At 72.9% G+C, this 25,382-nt stretch carries 15 protein-coding genes and 1 rRNA gene; 4 read left to right on the top strand and 12 right to left on the bottom strand.

All coding sequences use genetic code 11. The features are described from left to right. Positions 1–270: 270 nt before the first annotated feature. From AB0M79_RS07105 to AB0M79_RS07095, 3 genes are all read right to left on the bottom strand, one after another. Positions 271–3,162 carry an Rne/Rng family ribonuclease gene (locus AB0M79_RS07105; protein ID WP_364208912.1) on the bottom strand — a complete coding sequence of 964 codons (2,892 nt, stop codon included), beginning with the start codon at positions 3,160–3,162 and terminating at the stop codon, positions 271–273. Between the two features lie 134 nt (positions 3,163–3,296). After that, complete coding sequence (locus tag AB0M79_RS07100; RefSeq protein WP_364208910.1) at positions 3,297–4,034, bottom strand: TIGR03936 family radical SAM-associated protein; 738 nt, start codon at positions 4,032–4,034, stop codon at positions 3,297–3,299. A 71-nt stretch (positions 4,035–4,105) separates the two neighbouring features. Continuing rightward, positions 4,106–6,088, bottom strand: coding sequence for a TIGR03960 family B12-binding radical SAM protein (locus tag AB0M79_RS07095; protein WP_364208907.1), 1,983 nt, complete (start codon positions 6,086–6,088; stop codon positions 4,106–4,108). 192 nt (positions 6,089–6,280) lie between these two features. Here AB0M79_RS07095 and AB0M79_RS07090 point away from each other — a divergent pair, with 192 nt between their 5' ends. Then, complete coding sequence (locus AB0M79_RS07090; RefSeq protein WP_364208905.1) at positions 6,281–7,678, top strand: hypothetical protein; 1,398 nt, start codon at positions 6,281–6,283, stop codon at positions 7,676–7,678. Between the two features lie 126 nt (positions 7,679–7,804). Next, positions 7,805–9,277, top strand: a complete 1,473-nt coding sequence (locus AB0M79_RS07085; protein WP_364208902.1) for a cryptochrome/photolyase family protein — start codon at positions 7,805–7,807, stop codon at positions 9,275–9,277. Between the two features lie 79 nt (positions 9,278–9,356). Here the strand turns inward: AB0M79_RS07085 and AB0M79_RS07080 are convergent, their stop codons facing one another. From AB0M79_RS07080 to ndk, 5 genes are all read right to left on the bottom strand, one after another. Continuing rightward, complete coding sequence (locus AB0M79_RS07080; RefSeq protein WP_357543233.1) at positions 9,357–10,025, bottom strand: lysophospholipid acyltransferase family protein; 669 nt, start codon at positions 10,023–10,025, stop codon at positions 9,357–9,359. An 88-nt stretch (positions 10,026–10,113) separates the two neighbouring features. Continuing rightward, complete coding sequence (gene ileS, locus AB0M79_RS07075) at positions 10,114–13,284, bottom strand: isoleucine--tRNA ligase (protein WP_364208899.1); 3,171 nt, start codon at positions 13,282–13,284, stop codon at positions 10,114–10,116. Between the two features lie 538 nt (positions 13,285–13,822). Beyond that, on the bottom strand, positions 13,823–16,507 hold the full coding sequence (locus AB0M79_RS07070) for a DUF6493 family protein (RefSeq protein WP_364208896.1): 2,685 nt from the start codon (positions 16,505–16,507) through the stop codon (positions 13,823–13,825). Continuing rightward, positions 16,504–17,874, bottom strand: a complete 1,371-nt coding sequence (locus AB0M79_RS07065) for an SWIM zinc finger family protein (RefSeq protein WP_364208893.1) — start codon at positions 17,872–17,874, stop codon at positions 16,504–16,506. The genes AB0M79_RS07070 and AB0M79_RS07065 overlap by 4 nt, the downstream gene beginning before the upstream one ends. Before the next feature lie 39 nt (positions 17,875–17,913). Then, entirely contained in the window at positions 17,914–18,339 is a 426-nt protein-coding gene (gene ndk / locus AB0M79_RS07060; RefSeq protein WP_364208890.1) for a nucleoside-diphosphate kinase, read from the bottom strand. A gap of 155 nt (positions 18,340–18,494) precedes the next feature. On the opposite strand from ndk, the gene AB0M79_RS07055 reads away from it, so the two are divergent. After that, positions 18,495–19,934, top strand: a complete 1,440-nt coding sequence (locus AB0M79_RS07055) for a VOC family protein (RefSeq protein WP_364208887.1) — start codon at positions 18,495–18,497, stop codon at positions 19,932–19,934. Positions 19,935–19,969: 35 nt separating this feature from the next. Here AB0M79_RS07055 and AB0M79_RS07050 read toward each other — a convergent pair whose 3' ends face one another. The 3 genes from AB0M79_RS07050 to AB0M79_RS07040 all read right to left on the bottom strand — a co-directional run bounded on the left by AB0M79_RS07050 (position 19,970) and on the right by AB0M79_RS07040 (position 24,448). Beyond that, complete coding sequence (locus AB0M79_RS07050; RefSeq protein WP_364208884.1) at positions 19,970–20,392, bottom strand: DUF4233 domain-containing protein; 423 nt, start codon at positions 20,390–20,392, stop codon at positions 19,970–19,972. After that, positions 20,389–21,720 (bottom strand): folylpolyglutamate synthase/dihydrofolate synthase family protein, encoded by a 1,332-nt coding sequence (locus AB0M79_RS07045; protein WP_364208881.1) that lies wholly within the window; start codon positions 21,718–21,720, stop codon positions 20,389–20,391. The genes AB0M79_RS07050 and AB0M79_RS07045 overlap by 4 nt, the downstream gene beginning before the upstream one ends. Before the next feature lie 94 nt (positions 21,721–21,814). Continuing rightward, the gene (locus tag AB0M79_RS07040) at positions 21,815–24,448 is read right to left on the bottom strand and encodes a valine--tRNA ligase (RefSeq protein ID WP_364208878.1); all 2,634 of its coding nucleotides are present in this window, start codon (positions 24,446–24,448) and stop codon (positions 21,815–21,817) included. A gap of 23 nt (positions 24,449–24,471) precedes the next feature. On the opposite strand from AB0M79_RS07040, the gene AB0M79_RS07035 reads away from it, so the two are divergent. Beyond that, entirely contained in the window at positions 24,472–25,203 is a 732-nt protein-coding gene (locus AB0M79_RS07035; RefSeq protein ID WP_364208875.1) for a hypothetical protein, read from the top strand. 89 nt (positions 25,204–25,292) lie between these two features. Here the strand turns inward: AB0M79_RS07035 and rrf are convergent. Then, a 5S ribosomal RNA gene (gene rrf / locus AB0M79_RS07030) occupies positions 25,293–25,382 on the bottom strand; the annotation flags it as partial.

Raw genomic sequence — 25,382 nt, 5'->3', positions numbered from 1 at the left:
CGCGGCACGCCCGCGCCGCCCGCCGGCTCCGCCGCGGCGACCGCCGGCGGCACCGCCTCCGGCCGGCGGGGAAGGACGCCGGGTGGCGCGGGGGTTTCCACAACCACCCGGCGGCCCCCGCGGGCCGGAGGGATCAACAGTTGACCTTGGTGAGGACAGCGTAGCGCCGCTGGCACCGGCTCCGGGGGTGAACGGGCAGCTCAGGCCGCCCGTTCACATCCCGTGTGGCACACCGGCCGACAGCCGGCACAGCCGTACCGGCCGCGGGTGCTACGGCCGGGTACGGCGCCGGGTGCCGCCCCGGCGGGCACGGCGCCGCCCGGTCGAGCCCGCCTCGTCGTCGTCCTCGCCCGCCTCGTCGACGGCGTCGGGATCGTCGGCACCGGCCAGCCGGGTCGGCTCCACCGGTGGCGTCTCCACCACGCCGTTGGACGTCTCGGTCTCGTAGCGCGAGAGGTCGTAGCCCATGGTGTCCTCGTACTCCGACACCGGCGGCGGCGCCGGCTCGGCGACCGTGACCTTGCGCCCCCGGCGCCGGGTGGTACCGGAGGTGGTGGCGGCCGGGGCCGGCGCGGTGGTCGTCGTCGGCGCGGCCGGGGCCGCGGCGACCGCCTTGACCCGATCCGCGGCGCCGCCGCTCTTGGGCTTCTCCGGCACCGGCTCGGTGTGGATGATCAGTCCCCGGCCCTTGCAGCAGTCGCAGGTCTCGCTGAACGCCTCCAGCAGCCCCGCACCGATCCGCTTACGGGTCATCTGCACCAGGCCGAGCGAGGTGATCTCGGTGACCTGGTGCTTGGTGCGGTCCCGGCCGAGGCACTCGGTGAGCCGGCGGAGCACCAGCTCACGGTTGGATTCCAGGACCATGTCGATGAAGTCGATGACCACGATGCCGCCGAGGTCGCGCAGCCGGAGCTGGCGCACGATCTCCTCGGCCGCCTCCAGGTTGTTGCGGGTGACCGTCTCCTCCAGGTTGCCGCCCGCACCGGTGTACTTGCCGGTGTTGACGTCGACCACGGTCATCGCCTCGGTGCGGTCGATCACCAGGTGGCCGCCGGAGGGCAGGAACACCTTGCGGTCCAGCCCCTTGAGGATCTGCTCGTCGATGCGCAGCTCGGCGAAGACGTCGGCCACGGCGGTGTGCCGCCGCAGCCGGTTCACCAGGTCCGGCGAGACGTGCGCCAGGTAGGACTCCACCATCTCGTAGGCGTCGTCGCCCTGCACGACCAGCTCACGGAAGTCCTCGTTGAAGAGGTCCCGGACGACCCGGATGACCAGGTCGGGCTCCTCGGACAGCAGCGCGGGCGCACCACCCTGCGCGGCCTTGGCCTGGATGTCCTCCCACTGCGCCTGGAGCCGCTTCACGTCACGGGCCAACTCGTCCTCGGTGGCGCCCTCGGCCGCGGTGCGGACGATGACGCCCGCGCCCTCCGGGATCAGCTTCTTGAGGATGTCGCGCAGCCGCTTGCGCTCGTTGTCGGGCAGCTTTCGGCTGATCCCCGAGGCGTTGCCCCCGGGTACGTAGACCAGGTGCCGGCCGGAGAGCGCGATGTGGCTGGTCAGCCGGGCGCCCTTGTGGCCGATCGGGTCCTTGGTGACCTGTACGAGCACCGAGTCGCCGGAGCGCAGGGCCTGCTCGATCGACCGGGCCCGGCCCTCCAGACCGGTGCTGTCCCAGTTGACCTCGCCGGCGTAGAGCACGGCGTTGCGGCCCCGGCCGACGTCGACGAACGCCGCCTCCATGCTGGGCAGGACGTTCTGCACCTTGCCGAGGTAGACGTTGCCGGCCATCGTGCCGGCCGACGCCCGGGTGACGTAGTGCTCGACCAGGACGCCGTCCTCGAGGACGGCGATCTGGGTGCGGTCGCCGCGCTGCCGTACGACCATCACGCGGTCGACCGCCTCGCGGCGGGCCAGGAACTCCGACTCGCTCAGGATCGGCGGACGGGTACGCCGCTGCTCGCGTCCGTCCCGGCGGCGCTGCCGCTTGGCCTCCAGCCGGGTGGAGCCGGAGACGCCCTGCACCTCGTCGGTGGTCCGGCGCGGCTCGCGGATGCGTACGACGGTGTGTACGCCGTCGTCGGCGCCCGACTCGGCGTCTCCGGCGCCCTTGCGACGGCGCCGACGGCGGCGGCGGGTCAGCCCCTCGCCCTCGTCGCCCTCGTCGGTCTCCTCGTCCTCGTCGGCCTGCGCCTCGGCGGCCTCTTCCTCGTCCTCGTCGCCCTCGTCGGCGCCGCCCTTGCCCCGGCCGCGACCGCGCCGGCCGCGCCGGCGCCGGCGGCGGATCGCGCCGGTCTCGTCGGTGTCCTCGTCTTCCTCGTCGGCCTCGGCCTCGGCGGCGGCCTCCTCCTCGTCCTCGGCGGCGGCCTCCTCCTCCTCGGTCACCGCCTCGGTGACCTCGGCGGTACGGCGTCCGCGCCGCCGGCGGCGGGTCGGCTCGGCGACCTCGGTGGCCGCCTCCTCCTCGGCGTCGGGTGCGGCGGCGGGCTCGACGGGCGAGGGGGCCTCCTCGACCGGCTCGGCCGCGGCCCGGCGGCGCCGCGGCTTCGGCTGCTCCTCCGGTTCGGGGGCCATGAACAGCACGGTCGGTGCCGACAGGGCGGCCCGACGGCGGCGGGTCCGGGGGGCCTCCTCGACCGGCTCGGCGGCCTCGGCCGGCGGGGTCGCGTCGGGCGCGGATGAGGTCGCGTCGGGCGCGGGTGGGACGACCGGCTCACCGACGGCGCCGACCGGGGCCGGGTCCGTGCTGACCGAACCGGCGGCGGGAGCTTCGGCGGCCGCCGGCGGAGCCTCGGCGGCGGCCGGTACGGCCTTCTTGCGGCGGGTCCGGGTCGCCTTCACCGGTACGGCGGCAGCCTCGGCGGCGCCCGAATCGCTAACATTCGGAGTGTTCGTGACTTCTTGCGGAGACACACCCGTATCGTCGGGTTGTTCCGCTACGGCCGCTTTGCGGCGGCGGCGTACCGCCTTGACCGGCGGCTGTTCCGCCGGCAGGTCGGCGGCCGGGGCCGGTTCGGCGCCGGCCGGCTGCTCCGCGGCGGCTTCGGTGGCGGCGGCGGTCCGCCGACGGGTCGTACGGGTACGGCGGACGGGTGTGGTTTCAGCGGTTTCCGCGACCGGCTGTGATCCGGTCCGTTCGCCGCCCTCGGGCTCGTTGTCGAGCATGGACGTTCTCCAGTTCTGGCTGCCCCGGGCGCGGGTGAGCGCTGCCACGCAGGGTTGCCGCAAAGGTGTTTCCGGCGGCCGTGAGGTGCACCTGGCCGCCGAAGTCTGGCTACTGACCGCCGACCGGAATCCGGCTAGCGTTCACCGATGAGCGCTCCGACGCGGTCCGCCTCCAACGGATCCGCGACGTCCCCCTGCGCGGTCAGCGTGCCCTGCGCCAGCCGGGTCGCCCGTGGCGATACCGGCGGCTCCAGGTCGGCCACCACGCGGAGGCCAGCTAGAACGTCATCGGGTCGCACGGAGGGGGTCACCTGCCGTACGACTAGGTCGAGTATCGCACACGGTACGGCTGTGACCTCGGAAGGTGCCTCGCGCACCTCGATCACTTCCAGCCGGTGGACCGCGCCACGGGCGTCGAAGGTACGTCTGCCCTGCTTCGTCATGCGCTCGACCAGCACCTCGGACGCGGACGTGAAAGCGGTCACCGCGGCGCGGGCAACCGCATCGCCGACCTCGGGCAACTCGATCCGCCAGTGCGACGCGTCGATCCTGTCGGCGAGACTGCCACCGCTCGCCACGACGGCGTCGAGGACGTCCAGGCCCGGCGACAACGCCGCGTCGAGCGCCAGCCGCAGCTCAACCGGATCGACCGTCTCCCGCAGCCCGATCTCCAGGTATTCGGCCTCGCTGGCCACCCCGGTCGGCGCCGCGCTGGCGTAGGAGATCTTCGGGTGGGGGGTGAACCCCTGCGAGAACGCGATCGGTACGCCGGCGCGGCGCAGCGCCCGTTCGAAGGCGCGGGCGAAGTCGCGGTGCGAGGTGAACCGGAGCGGCCCGCGCTTGGCGTAGCGGATCCGGATCCGCTGGACCACCGGCGCCTGGCCGCCTTCCGGCTGTGGTTTCCTACTGATCTTCCTGCTCCTTGAGAAGGTGGGGCCGAGACTCAGCCCGCGGTCGGCACCTTCAGGCCCGGGTTGACCGGCGTGATCGGCAGCAGCTTGCGCCCGGTCGGGCCGATCTGGATCTCGGTGTCCATCGACGGGCAGACCCCGCAGTCGAAGCACGGCGTCCAACGGCAGTCGTCCTGCTCGTAGCCGGACATGGCGTCCTGCCAGTCCTGCCAGAGCCAGTCCTTGTCGAGCCCGGAGTCGAGGTGGTCCCAGGGCAGGACCTCCAGTTCCTCGCGCTCGCGGGTGGTGAACCAGTCGAGGTCGACCCCGAACTCCGGCAGCACCTTGGCGGCGGCGTCGACCCAGCGCTGGTAGGAGAAGTGCTCGCTCCAGCCGTCGAAGCGCCCGCCGTCCTCCCAGACCCGGCGGATCACCGCGCCGACCCGGCGGTCGCCGCGCGACAGCAGGCCCTCGATCAGCGACGGTTCGCCGTCGTGGTAGCGGAAGCCGATCGCGCGGCCCAGCGAACGGTCGCTGTTGATCGCCTGCTTGAGCAGCTTGAGCCGGTTGTCGATGACCTCCGGGGTCTGCATCGACGCCCACTGGAACGGGGTGTGCGGCTTGGGCACGAACCCGCCGATGGAGACCGTGCAGCGGATGTCCTTCGAGCCGGTCGCCGCCCGGCCGGCCTTGATCACCTCGTGGGCGAGCCGGGCGATCTGGAGCACGTCCTCGTCGGTCTCGCTGGGCAACCCGCACATGAAGTAGAGCTTCACCTGCCGCCAGCCGTTGCTGTAGGCGGTGACGACGGTGCGGATCAGGTCCTCCTCCGACACCATCTTGTTGATCACCTTGCGGATCCGCTCCGACCCGCCCTCGGGGGCGAAGGTCAGGCCGGTCCGCCGGCCGTTGCGGGACAGTTCCTGGGCCAGGTCGATGTTGAACGCGTCGACCCGGGTCGAGGGCAGCGACAGCGAGACGTTGGTGCCCTCGTACTGCTCGGCCAGCCCGGAACAGATGTCGCCGATCTCGGAATGGTCGGCCGACGACAGCGAGAGCAGGCCGACCTCGGAGAAGCCGGAGTATTCCAGCCCGTCGTGGACCATCTGGGCGACCGTGGTGATCGACCGCTCGCGTACCGGCCGGGTGATCATGCCGGCCTGGCAGAACCGGCAGCCCCGGGTGCAGCCCCGGAAGATCTCGACTGCGTAGCGCTCGTGGACCGTCTCGGCCAGCGGCACGATCGGCTTCTTCGGGTACGGCCACGCGTCGAGATCCATCGTGGTCCGCTTGTGCACCCGGAACGGCACGTCCGCCCGGTTGGGCACCACCCGCCGGATCCGCCCGTCGGGCAGGTAGTCGACGTCGTAGAACCGGGGCACGTAGACGCTCTCGGTGCGGGCCAGCCGCAGCAGCAGCTCGTCGCGGCCGCCCGGCGACCCCTCGGCCTTCCACTCCCGCACGATCGCGGTGATCTCGAGTACGGCCTCCTCGCCGTCACCGAGCACGGCCGCGTCGATGAAGTCGGCGATCGGCTCGGGGTTGAACGCGGCGTGCCCACCGGCCAGCACCACCGGGTCGTCGTCGCCCCGGTCGGCGGCGAGCAGCGGGATGCCGGCGAGGTCGATCGCGGTGAGCAGGTTGGTGTAGCCCAGCTCGGTCGAGAACGAGACCCCGAACAGGTCGAAGGCCCGCACCGACCGGTGCGCCTCGAGGGTGAACTGCGGGACCTCGTGTTCCCGCATCAGCCGCTCCAGGTCCGGCCAGACCGCGTACGTCCGCTCGGCCAGCACGTCGGGCAGCTCGTTGAGCACCTCGTAGAGGATCTGGACGCCCTGGTTCGGCTGCCCCACCTCGTACGCGTCGGGATACATCAGCGCCCAGCGGACGGCGGTGTCCTCCCACTGCTTGACCACCGCGCCCAGCTCGCCGCCGACGTACTGGATCGGCTTGCCGATCTGGGGCAGCAGCGGTTCGAGCCGCGACCAGACGGAGTGGGTCGCGGGCCTGCTCGTGGTGGCCGACGCGGCGCTCATGAAACCTCCCGACGTCCCTGGACAGGGACCAACCACAAAGGGTACGCGGTCCACCCGGCCGGCCGCCCGACGCCGCCCACCTCCGGCCCGACCAGGGGCGGGCCGGCCGCCGAGCGGACCCGGTCGGGTGCATCGAAGGGGCGGTGGAGGATCGGTACTAACCTCGGACTGGCGTGAGAGGAGAACGACGCGATGCCGCAGCCGGACGGGGATCGACCGGCGGACCAGCCAGAGGCACCCGAGCCGCTGTGGCCCGCCCGCCCGGAACCGACACCGCCCGCAGCGGCACCGTCGAGCCCGGCGGACGCCTCCCCGCCACCGGTCCCGTCGCCGCCGGCTTTCCCCGCGCCGCCGGTTCCGTCCGCGCCGCCGGCCGCCGCGCCACCGGCTTCCCCCGCCCCGCCGATCTCCGCCCCGCCGATCTCCGCGCCACCGGCCGCCGGGCCACCGGTCCCCGCCGGGCCACCGGTTCCGTCCGGCCCGCCGGTCCAGTCCGTACCACCGGCGCCGCCGGCCGCGGACGACATCGACACCGCCGACACCGCCGCCCTGCCGCCACCCGGCGGGCCGGGCGCGGCGACCGGCCCCGACGAGCCGCCGACCGCGGCGATCTGGACCGGCTCGGCGGCCGTACCGCCGGCGACCCCGAAGCGGCGCCGCTGGAACCTCGACCTGCCCGCCGGCCGGTCCCCGCGGCCGGAGCCGCCGCGTGACCCGACCCTCGAACTGCCGATCGTCGAGCGCGAGGCGTTGCAGCACGGTGCCCCGGTCGACCCGTGGGCGGACAGCGACCCGTGGGCCGGACATTCGCCGGCCAACCCGCCGACCCGACCGTTCCCGGCGGTCGCCGAGCCGCCGCCCGCTGCCCCCCGCCCACAGCCGCCACCGCCACCGGCCGACCGGCCCACCCGCCCGCCGAAGCCGCCCCGGAGCGGCCGGCGGGACCGACGCGCCCAGCCCCCGTACGGCCCGCCGCAGGTCGTGCCGCCGGGCTGGCGTCCGCCGCCGGGATACGTCGCGGTGCCGGTCCGGCGCCGCCGGCGCTGGCCGCTGGTGATGGTGTTCCTGACCCTGTTCACGATCGCCTGCTGCTGCGGCTGCCCGGCTTACTTCGGCAAGCCGATGTGGGAGCAGTACCCGGCCGCCGCGGCCCTGCCCGCCGAACTGGCCGGCATGACCCTGCGCGAGGACCCGGACAGCGTCGAGGCCGCCCGGCAACTCGAGCAGGATCTCGGCATCGCCGCCCTGATCACCGGCGACACCTTCGCCGGCATCTACTCGGCCCCCAACGGCAAGCGGGTCACGCTGTTCGGCAGCACCGGCTACCGCTTCAGCCCGGAGAGCGACCTCGGCGAGGAGATCACCCGGCTGACCGCCGAATACCGGCTCACCGGGGTCGAGCCGATCGAGACCGGGATCCGGGGCACCTACCAGCGCTGCGGCACCGGCCGGCAGGGTGAGACCGCGATCGTGCTGTGCGCCTGGGCCGACCACGGCAGCCTCGGCGCCGGCCTGTTCACCCGGCTGTCGGTCGACGACAGTGCCCGGTTGCTCGGCGAGATGCGTACGGTCGTGATCACCCGGGGCTGACCGGCCGCCTCACCGGAACGACCGCCTCCGGCACCGGACCATCCGGTCACGGATGGCCGTTCGGTCGGATCATCGGATACGTTCGGTAAGCGTGCCCGCAACGGCGTACCGGGGCAGAATCGGGACATGGTGCGGCGTTGGATCTTCGCGGATCAGCTCGGGCCGCACTTTCTCGACGATCCGGAGCAGCCGGTGCTGCTCGTGGAGTCCAGGGCGGTGTTCCGGCGTCGTGCCTTCCACCGGCAGAAGGCCCACCTGGTCCTGTCCGCGCTGCGGCACCGGGCCGCGGAACTCGGCGACCGGGCCGTCCACCTGCGCACCGAGACCTACCGGGACGCGCTGCGGCAGGTCGACGAGCCGCTGGAGGTCTGCCATCCCACCTCGCGCCGGGCGAGGGAGTTCGTGCGCGGCCTCGACCGGGTGACGATGCTGCCGCCACGCGGCTTCGTGACCGCGCCGGCCGACTTCGTGGCCTGGGCCGACGAGCGGCGCGGGGCGCTGCGGCTGGAGGACTTCTACCGCCACGCCCGGCGCCTGCACGACGTGTTGATGGACGGCGAGGTCCCGGTGAGCGGGCGGTGGAACCTCGACGCCGACAACCGCCAGCCGCCGCCGAAGGGGGCGACCCGGATCGACGTACCGGCCCCGCCGGAGATCGTCGAGGACGACATCGACGCGGGCGTACGCGAGGACCTGGACCGCTGGGCGGCCGACGGGATCGAGTTCGTCGGCCGGGACGGGCCGCGCCGTTTCCCGGCGACCCGGGCCGAGGCGCTGGCCCGGCTACGGCACTTCGTCGACCACCGGCTGACGCTGTTCGGGCCGTACGAGGACGCGATGCTGTCGACCGACCCGGCGATGGCACACAGCATGCTCTCGGCGGCGTTCAACCTCGGCCTGCTCGACCCGATGGAGGCCGTACGGCGCGCCGAGCGGGCCCACCGCGCCGACGGGGTGCCGCTGTCCAGCGTGGAGGGTTTCGTCCGGCAGCTCATCGGCTGGCGCGACTTCGTCTGGCACCTCTACTGGTATTTCGACGCCGGTTACCGGGCCAGCAACCGGCTGGCGGCCAACCGCTCGATCCCGGCCTGGTTCGCCGACCTCGACGCCGACGCCGTACGGGCCCGCTGCCTGTCCGACGTGCTCGCCGGCGTACGCGACCGGGGCTGGGTGCACCACATCCCGCGCCTGATGGTGCTCGGCAACTACGGGCTGCAACGCGGCTGGCGGCCGGGCGAACTCGTCGACTGGTTCCACCGCAGCTTCGTCGACGGCTACGAGTGGGTGATGACCGCCAACGTCGTCGGCATGAGCCAGTACGCCGACCTGGGCCGGATGAGCACCAAGCCGTACGCGGCCGGCGGGTCGTACGTGAACCGGATGAGCGACTACTGCGGCGGCTGCCGCTACGACCCGCGGCACCGGCTCGGCGCGGACGCCTGCCCCTTCACGGCCGGCTACTGGGCCTTTCTCGACCGGTCCCGTGACCGCCTCGGCGGCAACGTACGGATGACCCGTTCGCTGCGCCAGCTCGAACAGGTCGACGACCTGCCCGCCGTGCTGGCCCAGGAACGCGACCGCGGCTCCCGCGCCCCGTGACCTCGCGATCTTGCACTTGTCTCCCCCATTTGTTCGATTTGCCGGGCGACAAGTGCAAGATCGCGGAGAAGGTCAGGGGTCAGGGGGTGGGCTGGCGGGGCGGGGCGTAGCGGGAGACGTACTCCTGGCCGGTCAGCTTCTGGATCTCGGCCATCGTCTCGTCGGTGATCTCGCGCAGCGACTTGCGGTCGGCCGACCGGCCGGTCAGGTCCAGCGGCTTGCCGAACCGTACGGTGATCTTGCCGAGCCGGGGCACCCGGGCCCCGATCGGCTGGACCTTGTCGGTGCCGATCATGCCGACCGGGATGATCGGCACCCCGGCCTGCATCGCCAGCCGGGCCGCCCCGGTACGGCCGCGGTAGAGCCGGCCGTCCGGTGACCTGGTGCCCTCCGGATAGACGGCCACCAGGTCACCGGCCTTGAGCACCGGGATCGCGCTGTCGAAGGCGGTCAGGGCGGCCCGGCCGCCGCCCCGCTCGACCCGGATCGCGCCCATCCCCTCCATCACCGTACGGCTCACCCAGCCGGTCAGCCCGGTGCCGTCGAAGTACTCGGACTTCGCCCAGAAGGCGATGTGCCGGGGCACGACGGCGCCGAGGAACAGTTCGTCGGCGACCGAGAGGTGGTTGCCGGCGAAGACGGCCCCACCGGAGGCCGGCACGTGCTCCAGCCCCTCCACCTTCGGCCGCCAGCCCCACCGCAGCGTGTTACCGACGGTGAGCTGACCGATCGTGTAGAGCAGCGGCACGCGCCCTCCCCAGGTCCGCGCCCAACGGGCGGGCGGCCCTCGCCGCCGCACCGATGTTAGGCGTCCCGTCCGGCGGGACGTGCGCGGGTCAGACCCGACGGACGGTTACCGTCACCTGCTCGCCGTCACCGACCTCGCCGACGAATCCGGCCAGCTCAGCAGCCACCTCGACGCTGTCGGCCAGCACCTCACGCGCGATGAAGTCACGGTGCGTCCCGACGGCGGCCGCGACTTCCGGCGAGCCGGCGAGCACCACCGCGATCCGGTCCGACACGTTCAGGTCGGCGTCCCGCCGGGCCTGCTGCACGACCCGTACGACGTCCCGGGCCAGCCCTTCGGCGGCCAGGTCCGGGGTGACCTCGGTGTCGAGCACGACCACGCCCTCGCCGCCGGGCAGCGGCGCGGAGCGGTCGGCGTCGGCGGCGACCAGGCGCAGCTCGTACTCCCCCTCGCCCAGCGTCACCCCGGCCGCGACCGGCGCCCCGTCGACCAGTTCCCAGTCGCCGGTCTTCACCGCCTTGATCACGGCCTGGACCTGCCCGCCGACCCGCGGCCCGAGCACCCTCGGCACCACGGTCAGCACCTGCCGGCAGTAGTCGTCGACCGAGTCGGTGAAGACCACCGACTTGACGTTGACCTCGTCGGCGACCAGGTCGGCGAATGGCCGCAGCGCGTCGGCCGACGGGCTGGCCACGGTCAGCGCCGGCAGCGGCAGCCGGACCCGCAGGCCCTTCGCCTTGCGCAGCGACAGTGCCGCCGAGCAGACGTCCCGGGTGGCGTCCATCGCCGCGACCAGGGCATGCCCGTCGAGCGCCCCCGCCGGGCCGGCGGCGGCGAACTCGTCGGCCGACGGCCAGTCGGTCAGGTGCACCGACCGCTCCCCGGTCAGCCCGCGCCAGATCTCCTCGGCGGTGAGCGGGGCGAGCGGCGCCACCACCCGGCACAGCGTCTCCAGCACCGTGTAGAGGGTGTCGAAGGCGTCGCGGTCACCGGACCAGAAGCGGTCCCGCGACCGGCGGACGTACCAGTTGGTCAGCGCGTCCAGGTAGGACCGCACGGTCGCGCAGGCGCCGGAGATGTCGTACTCGTCCATCTGGGCCTGCACGGTCGAGACCAGCTCGCCGGTCTTGGCCAGCACGTAGCGGTCGAGCAGGTGCGTCGAGTCGGTACGGCGCACCGCCTCGTAGCCGTCGGCGTTGGCGTAGAGCGAGAAGAAGTACCAGACGTTCCACAGTGGAAGCAGCACCTGCCGTACGGCGTCGCGGATGCCGACCTCGGTCACCGCCATGTCGCCGCCACGCAGCACCGGCGACGCCATCAGCATCCAGCGCATCGCGTCCGACCCGTGCGAGTTGAACACGTGGTAGACGTCCGGATAGTTCTTCAGGCTCTTGGACATCTTGCGGCCGTCGGCGCCGAGCAGGATGCCGTGGCTCATGCAGTTGCGGAACGCCGGCCGGTCGAAGAGTGCCGTCGCCAGCACATGCATGGTGTAGAACCAGCCCCGGGTCTGCCCGATGTACTCGACGATGAAGTCGCCCGGGTAGTGGTGCTCGAACCAGTCCGCGTTCTCGAACGGGTAGTGCACCTGGGCGAACGGCATCGAGCCCGACTCGAACCAGCAGTCCAGCACCTCCGGCACCCGGCGCATCATCGACTTCCCGGTCGGGTCGTCGGGGTTGGGGCGTACGAGGGTGTCGATCTGCGGCCGGTGCAGGTCGGTGACCTGCACGCCGAAGTCGCGCTCCAGCTCGGCCAGCGAGCCGTAGACGTCCAGCCGCGGGTAGTTCGGGTCGTCGGACTTCCACACCGGGATCGGCGAGCCCCAGAACCGGTTCCGGCTGATCGACCAGTCCCGGGCGTTGGCCAGCCACTTGCCGAACGAGCCGTCCTTGACGTGCCCCGGGATCCAGTTGATCTGCTGGTTGAGTTCGACCATCCGGTCCCGGAACTTCGTCACCTCGACGAACCACGACGACACCGCCTTGTAGACCAGCGGGGTGTCGCAGCGCCAGCAGTGCGGGTAGGAGTGGGTGTAGGTCTCGTGCCGCAGCACCACCCCCCGCTCCTTCAGCTCCCGGATCACCGGCTTGTTGGCGTCGAAGACCTGCTGACCCTCGTACGACGGGACCAGCGCGGTGAACCGGGTGTGCTCGTCGACCGTGACGATCGTCGGGATCCCGGCCGCGTTGCAGGTGGCCTGGTCGTCCTCACCGAACGCCGGTGCCAGGTGCACCACCCCGGTGCCGTCCTCGGTGGTCACGAACTCGGCGCCGAGCACCTGGTAGGCGTTCGGCCCGGCCTGCCCGACGAGGAAGTCGAACAGCGGGGTGTAGCGGCGCCCGACCAGGTCCCGGCCGAGAACGGTGCCGACCTGGGTGAACCCGTCCAGCTCCTTGGCGTACGCCGCGACCCGCGCGGCCCCGACGACGAAGCGCTCCCCGTCGCGCTCCAGTACGGCGTACTCGATGTCCGGGCCGACGGCGAGGGCCAGGTTGGACGGCAGGGTCCACGGCGTGGTCGTCCAGACGCCGACCTTAACCGGCCCGGCGACCGGCTCGGGCGCGTCCGGCGCGGCGTCGAGCTGGAACCAGACGGTCAGCGTCGGGTCCTGCCGGTCGCGGTAGACGTCGTCCATCCGGGTCTCGGTGTTGGACAGCGGCGTCTCGCACCGCCAGCAGTAGGCCAGCACCTTGAAGCCCTCGTAGACCAGACCCTTGTCGTGCAGGGTCTTGAAGGCCCACATGACACTTTCCATGTAGTCCAGGTCGAGGGTCTTGTAGTCGTTGGCGAAGTCGACCCAGCGGGCCTGCCGGGTGACGTAGCGCTCCCAGTCGTGGGTGTACTGGAGCACCGACGTGCGGCAGGCGTCGTTGAACCGCTCGATGCCCAGTTCGACGATCTCGGCCTTGGTGGTGATGCCGAGCTGCTTCTCCGCGACAACCTCGGCGGGCAGGCCGTGGCAGTCCCAGCCGAAGCGCCGCTCGACCCGCCGCCCGCGCATCGTCTGGTAGCGCGGCACCACGTCCTTCACGTACCCGGTGAACAGGTGCCCGTAGTGCGGCAGCCCGTTGGCGAACGGCGGCCCGTCGTAGAAGACGAACTCGTTGGCGCCGTCCGGGCCGGCGTCGCGGGTCTCGACGCTGGTCTCGAAGGTCTTGTCGGCCGTCCAGTGCTCCAGCACCCGGGCCTCGACCGCGGGCAGGTCGGGGCTCGCCGGCACGCCGGTGCCGTCGGGGGCATGCTTCGGATAAGCCATCGCGGGTCGCTCTCCTCGGTGCAGCTCACTGTCGTGGTCTGCGAGGACGAGCCTCCGGTACGCCGTCACGGCGCCCCGCGTGCCCGCGGTACCACCCCGCTTGGCGGTCCGATGGTGCGACCGCCCACTCGTTGGTCGGCTGTCACGGGCCGAACCCGTCCGGTTCTAGTCAGGCTCGCGGGTGCTGATCCGCCCGTGAGGCCCTTTCTTCCGGAGGCTCACCGGTGATGGCCGGGTCAACGCCTGTGGCTGTCCAGGCTACCCGAGCCGCCCCCGCCACCCCCACCGGATTCCCTCCTCCGGGGCGCCTTGCGCCAGCCGCCCGGCAGCCGGTCCACCTGCCGCGTCGATCAAGGAGCAGTTGTGACGATCCTGCCCGTCTTGCGGCATACATCACCTCGATCGGCGCGGCGGGCCGTGCCTGCCGGTGATCGTCTGCTGACAAGCCGGCCGACACGCCGTATCGCATCCTTTGAACAGCAGACGATCAACTCGGCCCACCACCACGCCGAGCACGGGTCGGGCCACGGGTGGGGGTTCAGGCGGTCAGGGTCTGGTGGAGGCGGCGGGCCTCGGTCACCAGGCGGCTGCCGCCACCCCGCGCGGCGACGCCGGCGACCGCCTCGATCGGCGTACGACGCCCCAGCGCCGCCGCCGTCTGCGTCCCGAGCGCCAACAGGTCCGGGGTGCCCGGCGGCGGCTTGGCGGCGCTGAGCAGGTAGGGCACGGCGGCGGCGACGATGTCCCACACGGCCGCACCGGCCCCGGCACGGAACGCGTCGGTGAGTCCGGGCACCACCCGCCCGACCTTGATCGCACTGTCCGCGCCGAGGCCGCCGAGTTCCCGGCCGACCGCCGCCGCGTCGAAGCGCGGGTCGGTGGCGAGGGTGAGCAGCGCGTCCACGCCCGCCACCCGGTCGGCCTCCTGCCTGGCCGCCAGCGTGTAGGTCAGTGCGAGGGTCATCGCCGGCCCGACCGGGCCGCCGCACTCGGCGAGCACCGGCAGGATGGGGCCGTCGTCACGGGCGTCGGAGTCGGCCATCGCCGCCAGGTTCGGGAGCGCCCAGGCGGCGATCACCTCCCGGTGGTACGGCAGCACCGCCGGCCACCACACGTCCGCCCCCTGGTATTGCAGGTGGTAGGCCCGGTTGGCGAACCTGATGTCGCACAGCATCTCTTCGATGATCCCCCGGGACGGGCCGGCGGGTTGGAGCCCGACGACCACCCGGCGCCCCGGGTCGGGTGAGACGCTGTAGTGGTCGGAGGTGAGCCGCTGCTCGGTGCGGACCGGGGCCGGGGTGGCCAGCCCGCCGGCGGCGAACCACTCGGCGACCCACCGGCCGCCCGGTGAGCGCAGCGCCTCGGCCCGCTTGACGACCAGCGGGTCGACCTCCGGCGACACCCGCAGCATGGCCTGTTCGAGGTCGAGCCGCCACGGCTGCCAGCCGGCCTCCTCGGCCCTGGCCAGCCGCTCGACGAGCGTGGCGGCGTCGAGCTGGCCGTTCGCCGAGGTCGGGGTGGCGACCAGGGCCGGCACCGGCGCCCGGTCGAGCTGTACGGCGATCTCGGCCAGCCGCAGGGCGAGCACCCGGCGCGGGCTGGGCCGTACCTTGAACTCCAGCAGGTCGGGCTGGCCGCCGTTGAGCATCAACCGGACGGCGGTGATCGCCCGCTGCCAGGCGGGGCCGCGCCGGCGGGTGCCGATCGCGCTCCGCACCGCCTCGCCGAACTCGCCGAGGAGTCCCGCCGTCCAGTGGCCGTGGGTGAGCGTCTCGTGGTGTGTCGCCAGCACCGGGGCGAGTGCCTCGGTCAGGGCGGCCGGGTCGGTGGCCCGCAGGGACACCAGCGCGGCGAGGATCCGCTCCCAGGCGACGGCGGTGCCGGAGGTGGCCGTCGCCAGTACCGCGATCTCCTCGGCCAGTTCGGCGGGGCCGCCGATGGGCGGCGGCATCGGCGCCGGCGGGGCGATCCCGGCCGGGATCCAGAACGGCGCCGGTTCGGGGGCGGCGACCGTGACGCCGAGCAGTTCGACGGCCCGGGCGTGCAGGCTGGCGTCCAGCTCCTCCAGCGCCCCGCCGAGACTGGCGGGGTCGAGTCGGGCCCGGTGCCGGGCGAGCCCGGTCAGGGCACGTTCCTGTACGTCGAGCGCGGGGTGCCCGCAGGCGGTCGCGAGGGTGGCCAGCACCTCGCCGGCCCGGTCGGGATGCCGCCGGACAAGCCGGTCGAGCCAGACGAGCTGCTTGCGTACGAGGCCCTTCTCCTCCCGGCGCAGCACTGCGGCGCTGGCGTCGAGCAGGGTCGTGAGTTCCAGCTGGCCGGCGTCGTCGACCGGCTTGAGGGCCTTCAGGGCGAGCAGGGCCACCGGCGCCGGCGCCTCGGACAGCAGCCGTACGTAGTCGAGCCGCCGCTCGACGGCCTCGTCGAGGGTCGGCTCCAGCGCGTCGTGCAGGGCGACGAAGGCGCGCAGGGCGCCCGGGCGGTCCCCGCGCAGGAAGCGGCTCACGCACCCGTCGAGCAGCAGCTTCCGGTCGACCCGGCCCTCGGCGGCCAGGGCGGCCAGCGCGGTCGGGTAGACGAGCGCGGTGTCCCAGGAACCGGTTTCCGCGCTCCAGCCCCGGTTGCCGAGCACGTCGCCGATCCCGTCGAGCTCGAAGACCGCCGGCAGCAGCGGGTCGAGGAACGGGTCGTCGCGCAGCCGGTCGGCGAGCGGAACGGGCCGGGTGTCGTGCCGGGCGTTGTGCCGCGCGATCGGCCGGGCGAGGAGCCACCCGCGGACGAACGGCGCGTCGGCGGGCGGGGTGGCGCCGCCCGCGAGGACGAGGTCGGCCACCGGACGCCAGTCGTTGCCCCATCCCCTGGCGTCGAGCTTGGCCGCCATCCGCAGGGCCAGGGCACCGAGCCAGTCGATCTCCCGAATGGTGGCCAACTCGACCATCAACGGGATCGACAGGTCGTCCCAGTGCCACCGTACGTCGCGCCGGCAGAGCAGGGTGCCGGCGCGGGCCGCCGAGGGCAGGCAGCCGACCGCGGCCACCCCGATGGCGCGGACGATCGCCGACTGCCGCTCCCAGCCGTGCTCCGACAGCGTCCGGACGTACGCCTCGAGGGGTTTCGCGGCGGTGAGCCGTTCGGTCTCGTCGACCGACTTCAGCAGGGCTGCGACCCGGTCGGCCTTACCGTCGTCCAGGCCGGGCCGCAGCCGCTCCCACAGGTCACCGGTCACGCGTCCACCCCGTTCCGCTCGGCGACCGCACGAACCTCGGCCGATGCCGGCGAGCTGACGATCCGGACCGCGAGCGCGTGCTTGCACGGCCCCCGGTCGCCGCGGTGCCTCGCCCACCACAGGCAGGTGCACGACAGCCGCCCGTCGGCGATCCGCACCTGGTAGGAGCCGTCGCCGCTGCGTACGGTCGCCCGGTCACCGGTGACCGTGACGGCACCGGCCTCGACGAGGGCCCGGGCCGCGACCAGCCGGGGGTTGAGCCGCTCGGCGGCCGCCGCGTCGTACGGCAGGACCCGGTGGAAATAGCCGGCCTCGGCCACGTCGAAGCCGACCCGGCCGGCGGTGCCGAGTTGGGCCAGCGCGGCCCGGACCCGGTCGGCGGCGAGTCCCGAGCCGGCGGCGAGCGCGTCGACGTCGATCGTCGGGTCCCACGACAGCAGGGCGCTGATCAGGTCGGCGTCGTCGGCGACGTCGTCGCCGGAGAGCGCGGCGAGCACCGCGCCCTCGCCGGAGAAGCCGCGGTGCGGCTCGGGCGACAGGGTCAGCGTGAGACGCATCGCCGGTGACCGCAGCTCCCAGGTGCTGGCGACCGGGCCGCTGCCGGCGCCGACCGGTGGCCCGTAGATCCGCAGCGCGGTCGCGAAGCGCAGGAACGGGCGCAGCGCGACCAGCCGGCCCGCGCCGGGCAGGCAGACCGCGCCCGGCACCGGCCGGGAGGTGAGTCGCAGCGACCGGCCGGCGGGGACCACCCACAGCGTCGACCGGTCGGTGCCGCCGGGCAGCCGGCGCAGGAACTGGGTCGCCTCCCGGGCGTCGATCTCGGCGCGGGGATCGAACCCGGACGTGATCACCTGGGCCTCGGCGAAGCCGCGCAGCCAGCGCGACGGCAGCGGCACCTTCTTCTCCACCACCGGACCGTCCCAGGTGGTCACGGTCAGGTCGTCGGGGCCGACCGCCAGGTGCATCGGGTCGGTGTTGCCGACCCGGGCCAGCGCCTGCCGCAGCGGCGCGTTGACGTCGACGTTGGTGGTGCCGTGTTCGACGATGTCGCCGTCGAGGCCGGCGGGCAGCACGTCGAGCCGGGCGTAGACCCCGCAGCAGCCGGAGAACGACTCGAACCGCAGCCGGTCCAGGCCGCCGGTCACCACCGGGTCCAGGCTGGCCGGGGCGAGCGGCTGGAAGTAGCGGGTGCGGGCGACCTCGGCGACCGCCAGCAGCCCGACGGCGGCGGCCTCGGGCGCGGTCACGAAACCGGTGAAGAACCTCGGGTGGGCCGCCGGCCCACCCGAGGTTTGCAGGGTCAGCCGCCCGTCGTCGGGGGCCAGCCCGGACGGGCGCAGGTACGAATAGGTAGCGGTCGCGGCCATGCCGGGAAAGCTATGTCACCGGTACGACGAAACGTGCGGTCAGACCCCGGCGGGGAACCAGAGTTCGATCTCCCGCTTGGCGCTGTCCGGCGAGTCGGAGGCGTGCACCAGGTTCTCCCGGTTCGACAGCGCCAGGTCGCCCCGGATCGTGCCGGCGGCGGCCTTGCGCCCGTCGGTCGCGCCGACCAGGGCGCGTACGACGTCGATCGCCTGGTCACCGGAGACGACCAGCGCCACGAGCGCGCCGCCGGTCATGAACTCGCGCAGCGGCGGGTAGAACGCCTTGTCGACGTGCTCGGCGTAGTGCTGGTCGGCCAGATCGCCGTCCATGGTCCGCAGCACCGTGGCGTCCAGGCGCAGCCCCTTGCGTTCGAACCGACCGATGATCTCCCCGACCAGGCCGCGGCGGACCGCGTCGGGCTTGATCAGGACGAGCGTCTGCTCGACAGGGCTGCTGGTCGACACGGGTTTCTCCTCCTGCGTACGCGGGTACCGCTCGAGCCCCGTCAGCCTAGCGAGGCCGCGACGGGCCACCGGCGGCGGCCGCCGGGCATCGACCGGACTTCCCTTCCCCGGTGCCCGGGCCTAGCCTGACTGGTAATCACAGGGGGAGGTCCATCGTGGCGAACGGCCGTCGTCGACCGATTGCACCCGTACGCAAGCTCGCGGCCGCGGTGCTCGGCACCTTCGCCACCTTCGTGATCCTCTTCGGCGCCGGCATGATGAGCTGGGCGATCGTGGCGCTGGGCGTGGCACTGCTGGTGCTGGCGGTCAGCTTCCTGGTGGTCACCGCCATGCGCCGCGGCGCCCGCGCCTGGGTGGCCGGTGTCGCCCACGTGCACAGCGCCACCGAACCGCCGGCGTCGTCGACCTACGGCCGGTGCGAGATGCAGATCGTGATCGACGCCCCGGGTGTCCCCCCGCGCTCGGTGAAGGTACGCGACCCGCGGGTCCCGGTGACGAAGTGGCCCGACCCCGGCGCGACGCTCCCGATCATGGTTGCCATCGACGACCCGCGGCACGTCCGCATCCTCTGGGACGACGTGCTGACGCACGCCGAGGCGGCGATGAGCGCCGAGCACCTGCCGCCGGAGTTCCACGACCACGAGCCGCTCGACGACGAGATCCTCATCGAGCAGGACCTGCCACCGTGGCAGCGGCGTGACCCCGACGACGACTTCGGGCCCATGGTCGAGCCGCTGCCGGTCGACCTCGACGACGACCTCGACCGGCCGCGGGGCGAGCCCGTGATCATCCACCACGACCAGCGCCCGGGCGGTCCGATCGTGCTGGAGGGCACCCTCGTCGACCCGTCCCCGGCGGCGCCGCCGCTGGCCAAGCGGGCCAAGCCGAGCCCGCACCGGCCCCGGCAGCGGACCGTCTCCCCGGAATACCCCGATCCGGCCGAGCATTTCGCCCCGGAACCCGAACACTCCGGTCTGGACGACAGCGAGGCGGCGCGCAGGTCGTCCGGCACCCCCGCGCCCGCCGGCGCGGCCGCTGCCGGTGGTTCGGCGACGGCCACGGCCACCGCGTCGGGCGGCACCACCGTCGCGGACCCACCCACGACCGCCCGCAAGCCCGGTCCGGACGCCGGCGCCCACGACGACCTCGACATCGACCTGGATCCCGACCCGGGCCTCGGAGCGCGCCCGCCGGCCGACACCGGTCCGGTGTCGTCGGGCGGGATCATCAGCGGTTCCGGAATCACCGTGACCGTCGCCGACCTGCCCCGGTCCGTGGCGTTCTACCGCGACATGCTGGGCTTCAACGAGATCGACGGCGGCGACAACAACGCCGTCCTGGCGTCGGGCAACACCCGGCTGGTCCTGTGGGCGACCCCCGACGTGACCCCGGTCAACCGCCGGGTGACCCACCTCAACCTCGACGTGGCCGACGTGCAGGCCGCCTACCGGCAGTTGCGGGCCAACGGGGTCCGGTTCACCTCCGAGCCGAGGGTGGTCAACCGGGGTGCCCGGGTGGAGCAGTGGGCGGCCGCGTTCAAGGACCCCGACGGCCACGGCATCGCGCTGACCGAGTGGCGCGACCGCACCGACTGACCCGCCGGCCGCGCGCCCGCTGACCGGCGCGCCGGTCAGCCGAGGATCGTCCGCCGGACGTGCAGCACGTACAGCCACACCAGGCCGAAGACCAACCCGAGCACCCCCAGCGACCAGTGCAGGAACCCGGCGAACAGCAGCAGCACCTGGAGCGCGGTGCCGCCGTGCCACGCCCACGGGCGGCGCATCATGCCGGCCAGCACCACCGCCGCCACCGCCAGCCCCACCACGACGGCGATCGCGGAGCCGCTCAGGTTTCCACCGAGGACCCGGATCGGCTGGATCGCCAGCAACAGCACGACCGTCTCGATGACCAGCGTGCCCGCGCCGAGCCCGCGTACGGCCCGTACCGGGTCACGCAGCCCGGACGGTCGCCCACCGGCCGGACCGGACGGCGTGGCGTCGGCCGGCCCCGCCCCGTCCGGCCGCCCGGGCGCTCCGTCCGTCGGGCCGCTCATCGCTTCAGCAGCCGGCGCGCGTCGGCGACCGTGACCACGGAACCGGTGACGACCACCCCGACCCCGCTCAGCTCGCCCTCCACGTCGGCCTCGGCGAGCCGTACCGCCGCCTCGATCGCGTCCGGCATCGTCGCGGCCACCTCGACCCGGTCCTCGCCGAACACGTCCACCGCCAGGGCCGCCAGATCCTCGGCCGGCATCGCCCGCGGTGAACTGTTCCGGGTCACCACCACCGCGTCGACGACCGGCTCCAGCAGGTCGAGCAGGCCGGACGCGTCCTTGTCACCGAGCACCGCGACGACGGCGACAAGCCGGCTGAACGCGAACTCCTCCTGCAACGCGGTGACCGTCGCGGTCATCCCGTGCGGGTTGTGGGCACCGTCGAGCAGGATCGTCGGCGCCGTACGCACCCGTTCGAGCCGCCCCGGCGATGTGGCCGCGGCGAACCCCTCGCGTACGGCGTCGATCTGCAGCTGACGGTTGGCACCGGCACCGAGGAACGCCTCGACGGCGGCCAGCGCCACCGCCGCGTTCTGCGCCTGGTGCGCGCCGTGCAGCGGGATGAAGATCTCGTCGTAGACGCCGCCGAGCCCCTGGATGGTCAGCACCTGGCCACCGACGGCCATCGACCGGCGCAGTACGCCGAACTCGCTGCCCTCCCGGGCGATCGTCGCCCCCACCTCGGCACACCGCTCGAGCAGCGGCCGGGCCGCCTCCTCGTCCTGGGCCGCCGAGACCACCGTCGCTCCCTTGTGGATGATCCCGGCCTTGGCGAGCGCGATGTCCTGCACCGTGTCACCGAGCCACTCGGTGTGGTCCAGGCCGATCGGGGTGATCACACAGACCCCGGCCTGCAACACGTTGGTGGCGTCTTCGGCACCGCCCAGCCCGACCTCGACCACCGCCACGTCGACCGGCGCGTCGGCGAACGCCGCGAACGCCAGCGCCGTGGTCATGTCGAAGTACGTCAGCGGCTCGTCGGACCGGGCGTCGACCAGCGCGGCCAGCGGCTCGACCTCCCGGTACGTCGCCACGAACCGCTCCTCGCCGACCGGTTCGCCGTCGAGGCTGATCCGCTCCCGCACCGTCTCCAGATGTGGGCTGGTGTACCGGCCGGTGTGCAGCCCGAACGCCCGCAGCAGTGAGTCGATCATCCGGGCCGTCGACGTCTTGCCGTTGGTCCCGGTCAGGTGGATCGACGGGTACGCCCGCTGCGGGCTGCCGAGCAGGTCGAGCAGTTCCTCGATCCGACCGAGGTCGAAGACCATCCGGGTGAAGCCCCGCCCGGCCAGCGCCGCGTCGACCTCCGCGAACTCCCCCTTGGTCATGCGCCCACCTCGCTCCGCTCGGCGGTCCCCTGACTCCCCCTGAGCCAACCGATGACCTCGCTCCGGTCGGTCATGCGCCCCTCGCTCCGCTCGGTCATGACGGCAACGCCGCCAGGGCTGCCGAGACGCGTACGAGATCGGCCTCGGCCGCCGCCAGGCGGTCCTTGATCTTGTTGACGACCGCCTCCGGGGCCTTGCCGACGAACGCCGCGTTGCCGAGCTTGCCCCGGCACTGCGCGATCTCCTTCTCGGCGGCGGCCCGGTCCTTCTCCAGCCGGGCCCGCTCGGCGGCGACGTCGATCGAGCCGCGGGTGTCCAACTCGACGGTGACCGCGGCCGAGACGGCCAGGGTGGCGGTGGCCGCGAAGTCGGCGCCGGCGGGGTCGAGCCGGACCAGCGCACGGATCAGCGGCTCGTGGGCCGCGATGCCGGCGCCGGCCAGGCCGCCGAGCCGGGCGGCGACCCGCTGGCCGGGCTTGAGGCCCTGGTCGGACCGGAACCGGCGGACCTCGGTCACCACCTTCTGCAGCGCCGCGATCTCGGTCTCGGCAGCGGGGTCGAGCAGCGCGTCGTCGGCGACCGGCCAGGCGGCCGTGACGACCGTGCCGCCACCGTTCAGCGCGATCCAGAGTTCCTCGGTGACGAACGGGATCACCGGGTGCAGCAGCCGCATCAACTGGTCGAGCACGTGCCCGAGCACCCGCCGGGTGGCGTCGGCGGCCGGCCCGCCGGCGGCGAGCACCGGCTTGGTCAGCTCGACGTACCAGTCACAGACGTCGTCCCAGGCGAAGTGGTAGAGGGTGTCGCAGACCTTCGCGAACTCGTACGCCTCGAACTGCTCGTCGACCTCGCCGACGACCTGGCGCAGCCGGGACAGGATCCACCGGTCGACGGTCGACAGTTCGGCCGGGTCGGGCAGGTCACCCTGGACGTGGGCGCCGTTCATCAGCGCGAACCGGGTGGCGTTCCACAGCTTGTTGCAGAAGTTGCGGGAGCCCTGACACCACTCCTCGCTGACCGGTACGTCCGATCCGGGGTTGGCACCCCGGGCGAGGGTGAACCGGGTCGCGTCGGCGCCGAACCGCTCGATCCAGTCCAGCGGGTCGACGACGTTGCCGAACGACTTCGACATCTTCTTGCCGAACTGGTCACGGACCATGCCGTGCAGGGCGACGACGTCGAACGGCTGCCGACCGTCGAGGGCGTACAGACCGAACATCATCATCCGGGCGACCCAGAAGAACAGGATGTCGTAGCCGGTGACCAGCACCGAGGTCGGGTAGAAGCGGCGCAGGTCGGCGGTGTCGTCGGGCCAGCCCAGGGTCGAGAACGGCCACAGCGCGCTGGAGAACCAGGTGTCGAGTACGTCCTCGTCCTGCCGCCAGCCCTGCTCCTCGGTCCCCGGCGGCCGCTCGTCCGGCCCGACGCAGACGACCTCGCCCTGCGGGCCGTACCAGACCGGGATCCGGTGCCCCCACCACAGCTGCCGCGAGATGCACCAGTCGTGCATGTTGTCGACCCAGGCGAAGTAGCGCTTGGCGAGTTCGGCGGGCTCGATCCGGGTACGGCCGTCGCGTACCGCGTCGCCGGCCGCCTTGGCCAGCGGGCCGGTGTTGACGAACCACTGCAACGACAGCCGGGGCTCGACCGTCGTCTTGCACCGCGAGCAGTGCCCGACGGCGTGCACGTACGGCCGCTTCTCCGCGACGATCCGGCCCTGCTCGCGCAGCGCGTCGACGATCGCCGGGCGGGCCTCGAAGCGGTCCAGGCCCTCGAACGGGCCGTGCGCGGTGATCACTCCCCGCTCGTCCATGATCGTCAGGTTGGGCAGCGAGTGCCGCTGGCCGATCTCGAAGTCGTTGGGGTCGTGCGCCGGGGTCACCTTGACCGCGCCGGTGCCGAACGCCGGGTCGACGTGCGCGTCGGCGACGATCGGGATCCGGCGCCCGGTCAGCGGCAGCTCGACCTCGGTGCCGACCAGGTGCTTGTAGCGCTCGTCGTCGGGGTGCACCGCCACCGCCGTGTCACCCAGCATCGTCTCGGCCCGGGTGGTGGCCACCACGATCGAGTTGTCGCCCTCGCCGTAGCGGATCGACACCAGCTCGCCGTCGTCGTCGCTGTGCTCGACCTCGATGTCGCTCAGGGCGGTCAGGCAGCGCGGACACCAGTTGATGATGCGCTCGGCGCGGTAGATCAGACCCTCGTCGTAAAGCCGCTTGAAGATCGTCTGGACGGCCCGGGACAGGCCCTCGTCCATCGTGAAGCGCTCGCGGCTCCAGTCGACGGAGTCGCCGAGCCGGCGCATCTGGCCGAGGATCGCGCCGCCGGACTCGGCCTTCCACTGCCACACCCGCTCGACGAACTTCTCCCGGCCGAGGTCGTGGCGGGACAGGCCCTGCCCGGCGAGCTGCCGCTCGACGACGTTCTGGGTGGCGATTCCGGCGTGGTCCATGCCGGGCAGCCACAGCGCCTCGAAACCCTGCATCCGCTTGCGGCGGATCAGCGCGTCCTGGATGGTGTGGTCGAGGGCGTGCCCGACGTGCAGCGAACCGGTGACGTTCGGCGGCGGGATGACGATCGCGTACGGCGGCCGGTCACTGTCGGCCGACGCCTCGAAGAGCCCCGCGGATACCCATTGCTCATACCGTCGCTGCTCTACCTCGCCCGGCTGGTACTGCCCGGGGAGGGTGGGTGCGTCGGTGCTGCGGGTCTGCGGAGTCTCGGTCACCCCGCGAGTCTACGGAGGGTTCCGTGACCGCCGACGTGCGCCACCACCGTTTCGCGTACGGTGACGGCATGTCGGACGACAGCCTCTTCGCCCGCCGGCCCGGCTCCTCCACGGAGCCCGAACCGATCGACGTCACCCCGGCCGGGCGCGACGAGGAGTTCCCGACCGACGAGCGCCCGTCCCGGCCGGCGAAGGTGTCCCGTCGCCGCCGGATCGTCGGTGGGCTGGTCCTGGTCGCCGGCCTGGTCGGTGCCGGGGTCGTCGGTTCCGCCGTGCTGCGGATCACCCAGCAGAAGGACACCACCCTCAGTACGCCACCGACCGCGGCCGGTCTCAAGCGGGACACCAGCGAACGGGCCCAGACCACCGCCGACTACCTGCGTACGGCGTTCGCCGCCGGCATCGACCTCGACGAGAGCGTCGGAGCCGTGTACGGCGATCCGGCCGAGTCCGAGCGCAGCGTGCTGCTCTTCGGCGGCACCACGCTGCTGTGGAGCCCGGAACGCGACCTGGACTCGATGTTCGACCTGGTGGCCGACGACACCGGCGCCGTCTCCGACGTACGCAAGGTGGAGGCCGGCCCGCTCGGTGGCGTGATGAAGTGTGGGGTCAGCCGGGGCAGCGACGGCGACATCTCGGTGTGCGGCTGGGCCGACCACGGCAGCATCGCGATCGCGCTGTTCCCGGGCCGCGACACCGGCGAGGGCGCCGCACTGCTGCGCGACATCCGCTCCGACGTCCAGACCCGCGACTGAACAACGCCTGCGTCGTCGTCGGGAAACACGACCGAAAGCAAAAATGGTTGTGGGCCACCCGGAATCGGATGGCCCACAACCATGAAGAAGTCCGGCGGTGTCCTACTCTCCCACACCCTCACGAGTGCAGTACCATCGGCGCTGGAGGGCTTAGCTTCCGGGTTCGGAATGTAACCGGG

It is taken from the genome of Polymorphospora sp. NPDC051019 (assembly GCF_040683055.1).
In the GTDB taxonomy this organism is placed as follows: domain Bacteria; phylum Actinomycetota; class Actinomycetes; order Mycobacteriales; family Micromonosporaceae; genus Polymorphospora; species Polymorphospora lycopeni.
Note: the sequence above shows the minus strand (reverse complement) of the source record. Positions and strands in the feature narration are given on the sequence as shown.

Bases quoted from the DNA above. Each gene is read 5' to 3' on its own strand.
- AB0M79_RS07105 (WP_364208912.1), bottom strand. From the start codon at position 3,162: ATGCTCGACAACGAGCCCGAGGGCGGCGAACGGACCGGATCACAGCCG.
- AB0M79_RS07095 (WP_364208907.1), bottom strand. From the start codon at position 6,088: ATGAGCGCCGCGTCGGCCACCACGAGCAGGCCCGCGACCCACTCCGTC.
- AB0M79_RS07090 (WP_364208905.1), top strand. From the start codon at position 6,281: ATGCCGCAGCCGGACGGGGATCGACCGGCGGACCAGCCAGAGGCACCC.
- AB0M79_RS07085 (WP_364208902.1), top strand. From the start codon at position 7,805: ATGGTGCGGCGTTGGATCTTCGCGGATCAGCTCGGGCCGCACTTTCTC.
- ileS (WP_364208899.1), bottom strand. From the start codon at position 13,284: ATGGCTTATCCGAAGCATGCCCCCGACGGCACCGGCGTGCCGGCGAGC.
- AB0M79_RS07065 (WP_364208893.1), bottom strand. From the start codon at position 17,874: ATGGCCGCGACCGCTACCTATTCGTACCTGCGCCCGTCCGGGCTGGCC.
- AB0M79_RS07050 (WP_364208884.1), bottom strand. From the start codon at position 20,392: ATGAGCGGCCCGACGGACGGAGCGCCCGGGCGGCCGGACGGGGCGGGG.
- AB0M79_RS07045 (WP_364208881.1), bottom strand. From the start codon at position 21,720: ATGACCAAGGGGGAGTTCGCGGAGGTCGACGCGGCGCTGGCCGGGCGG.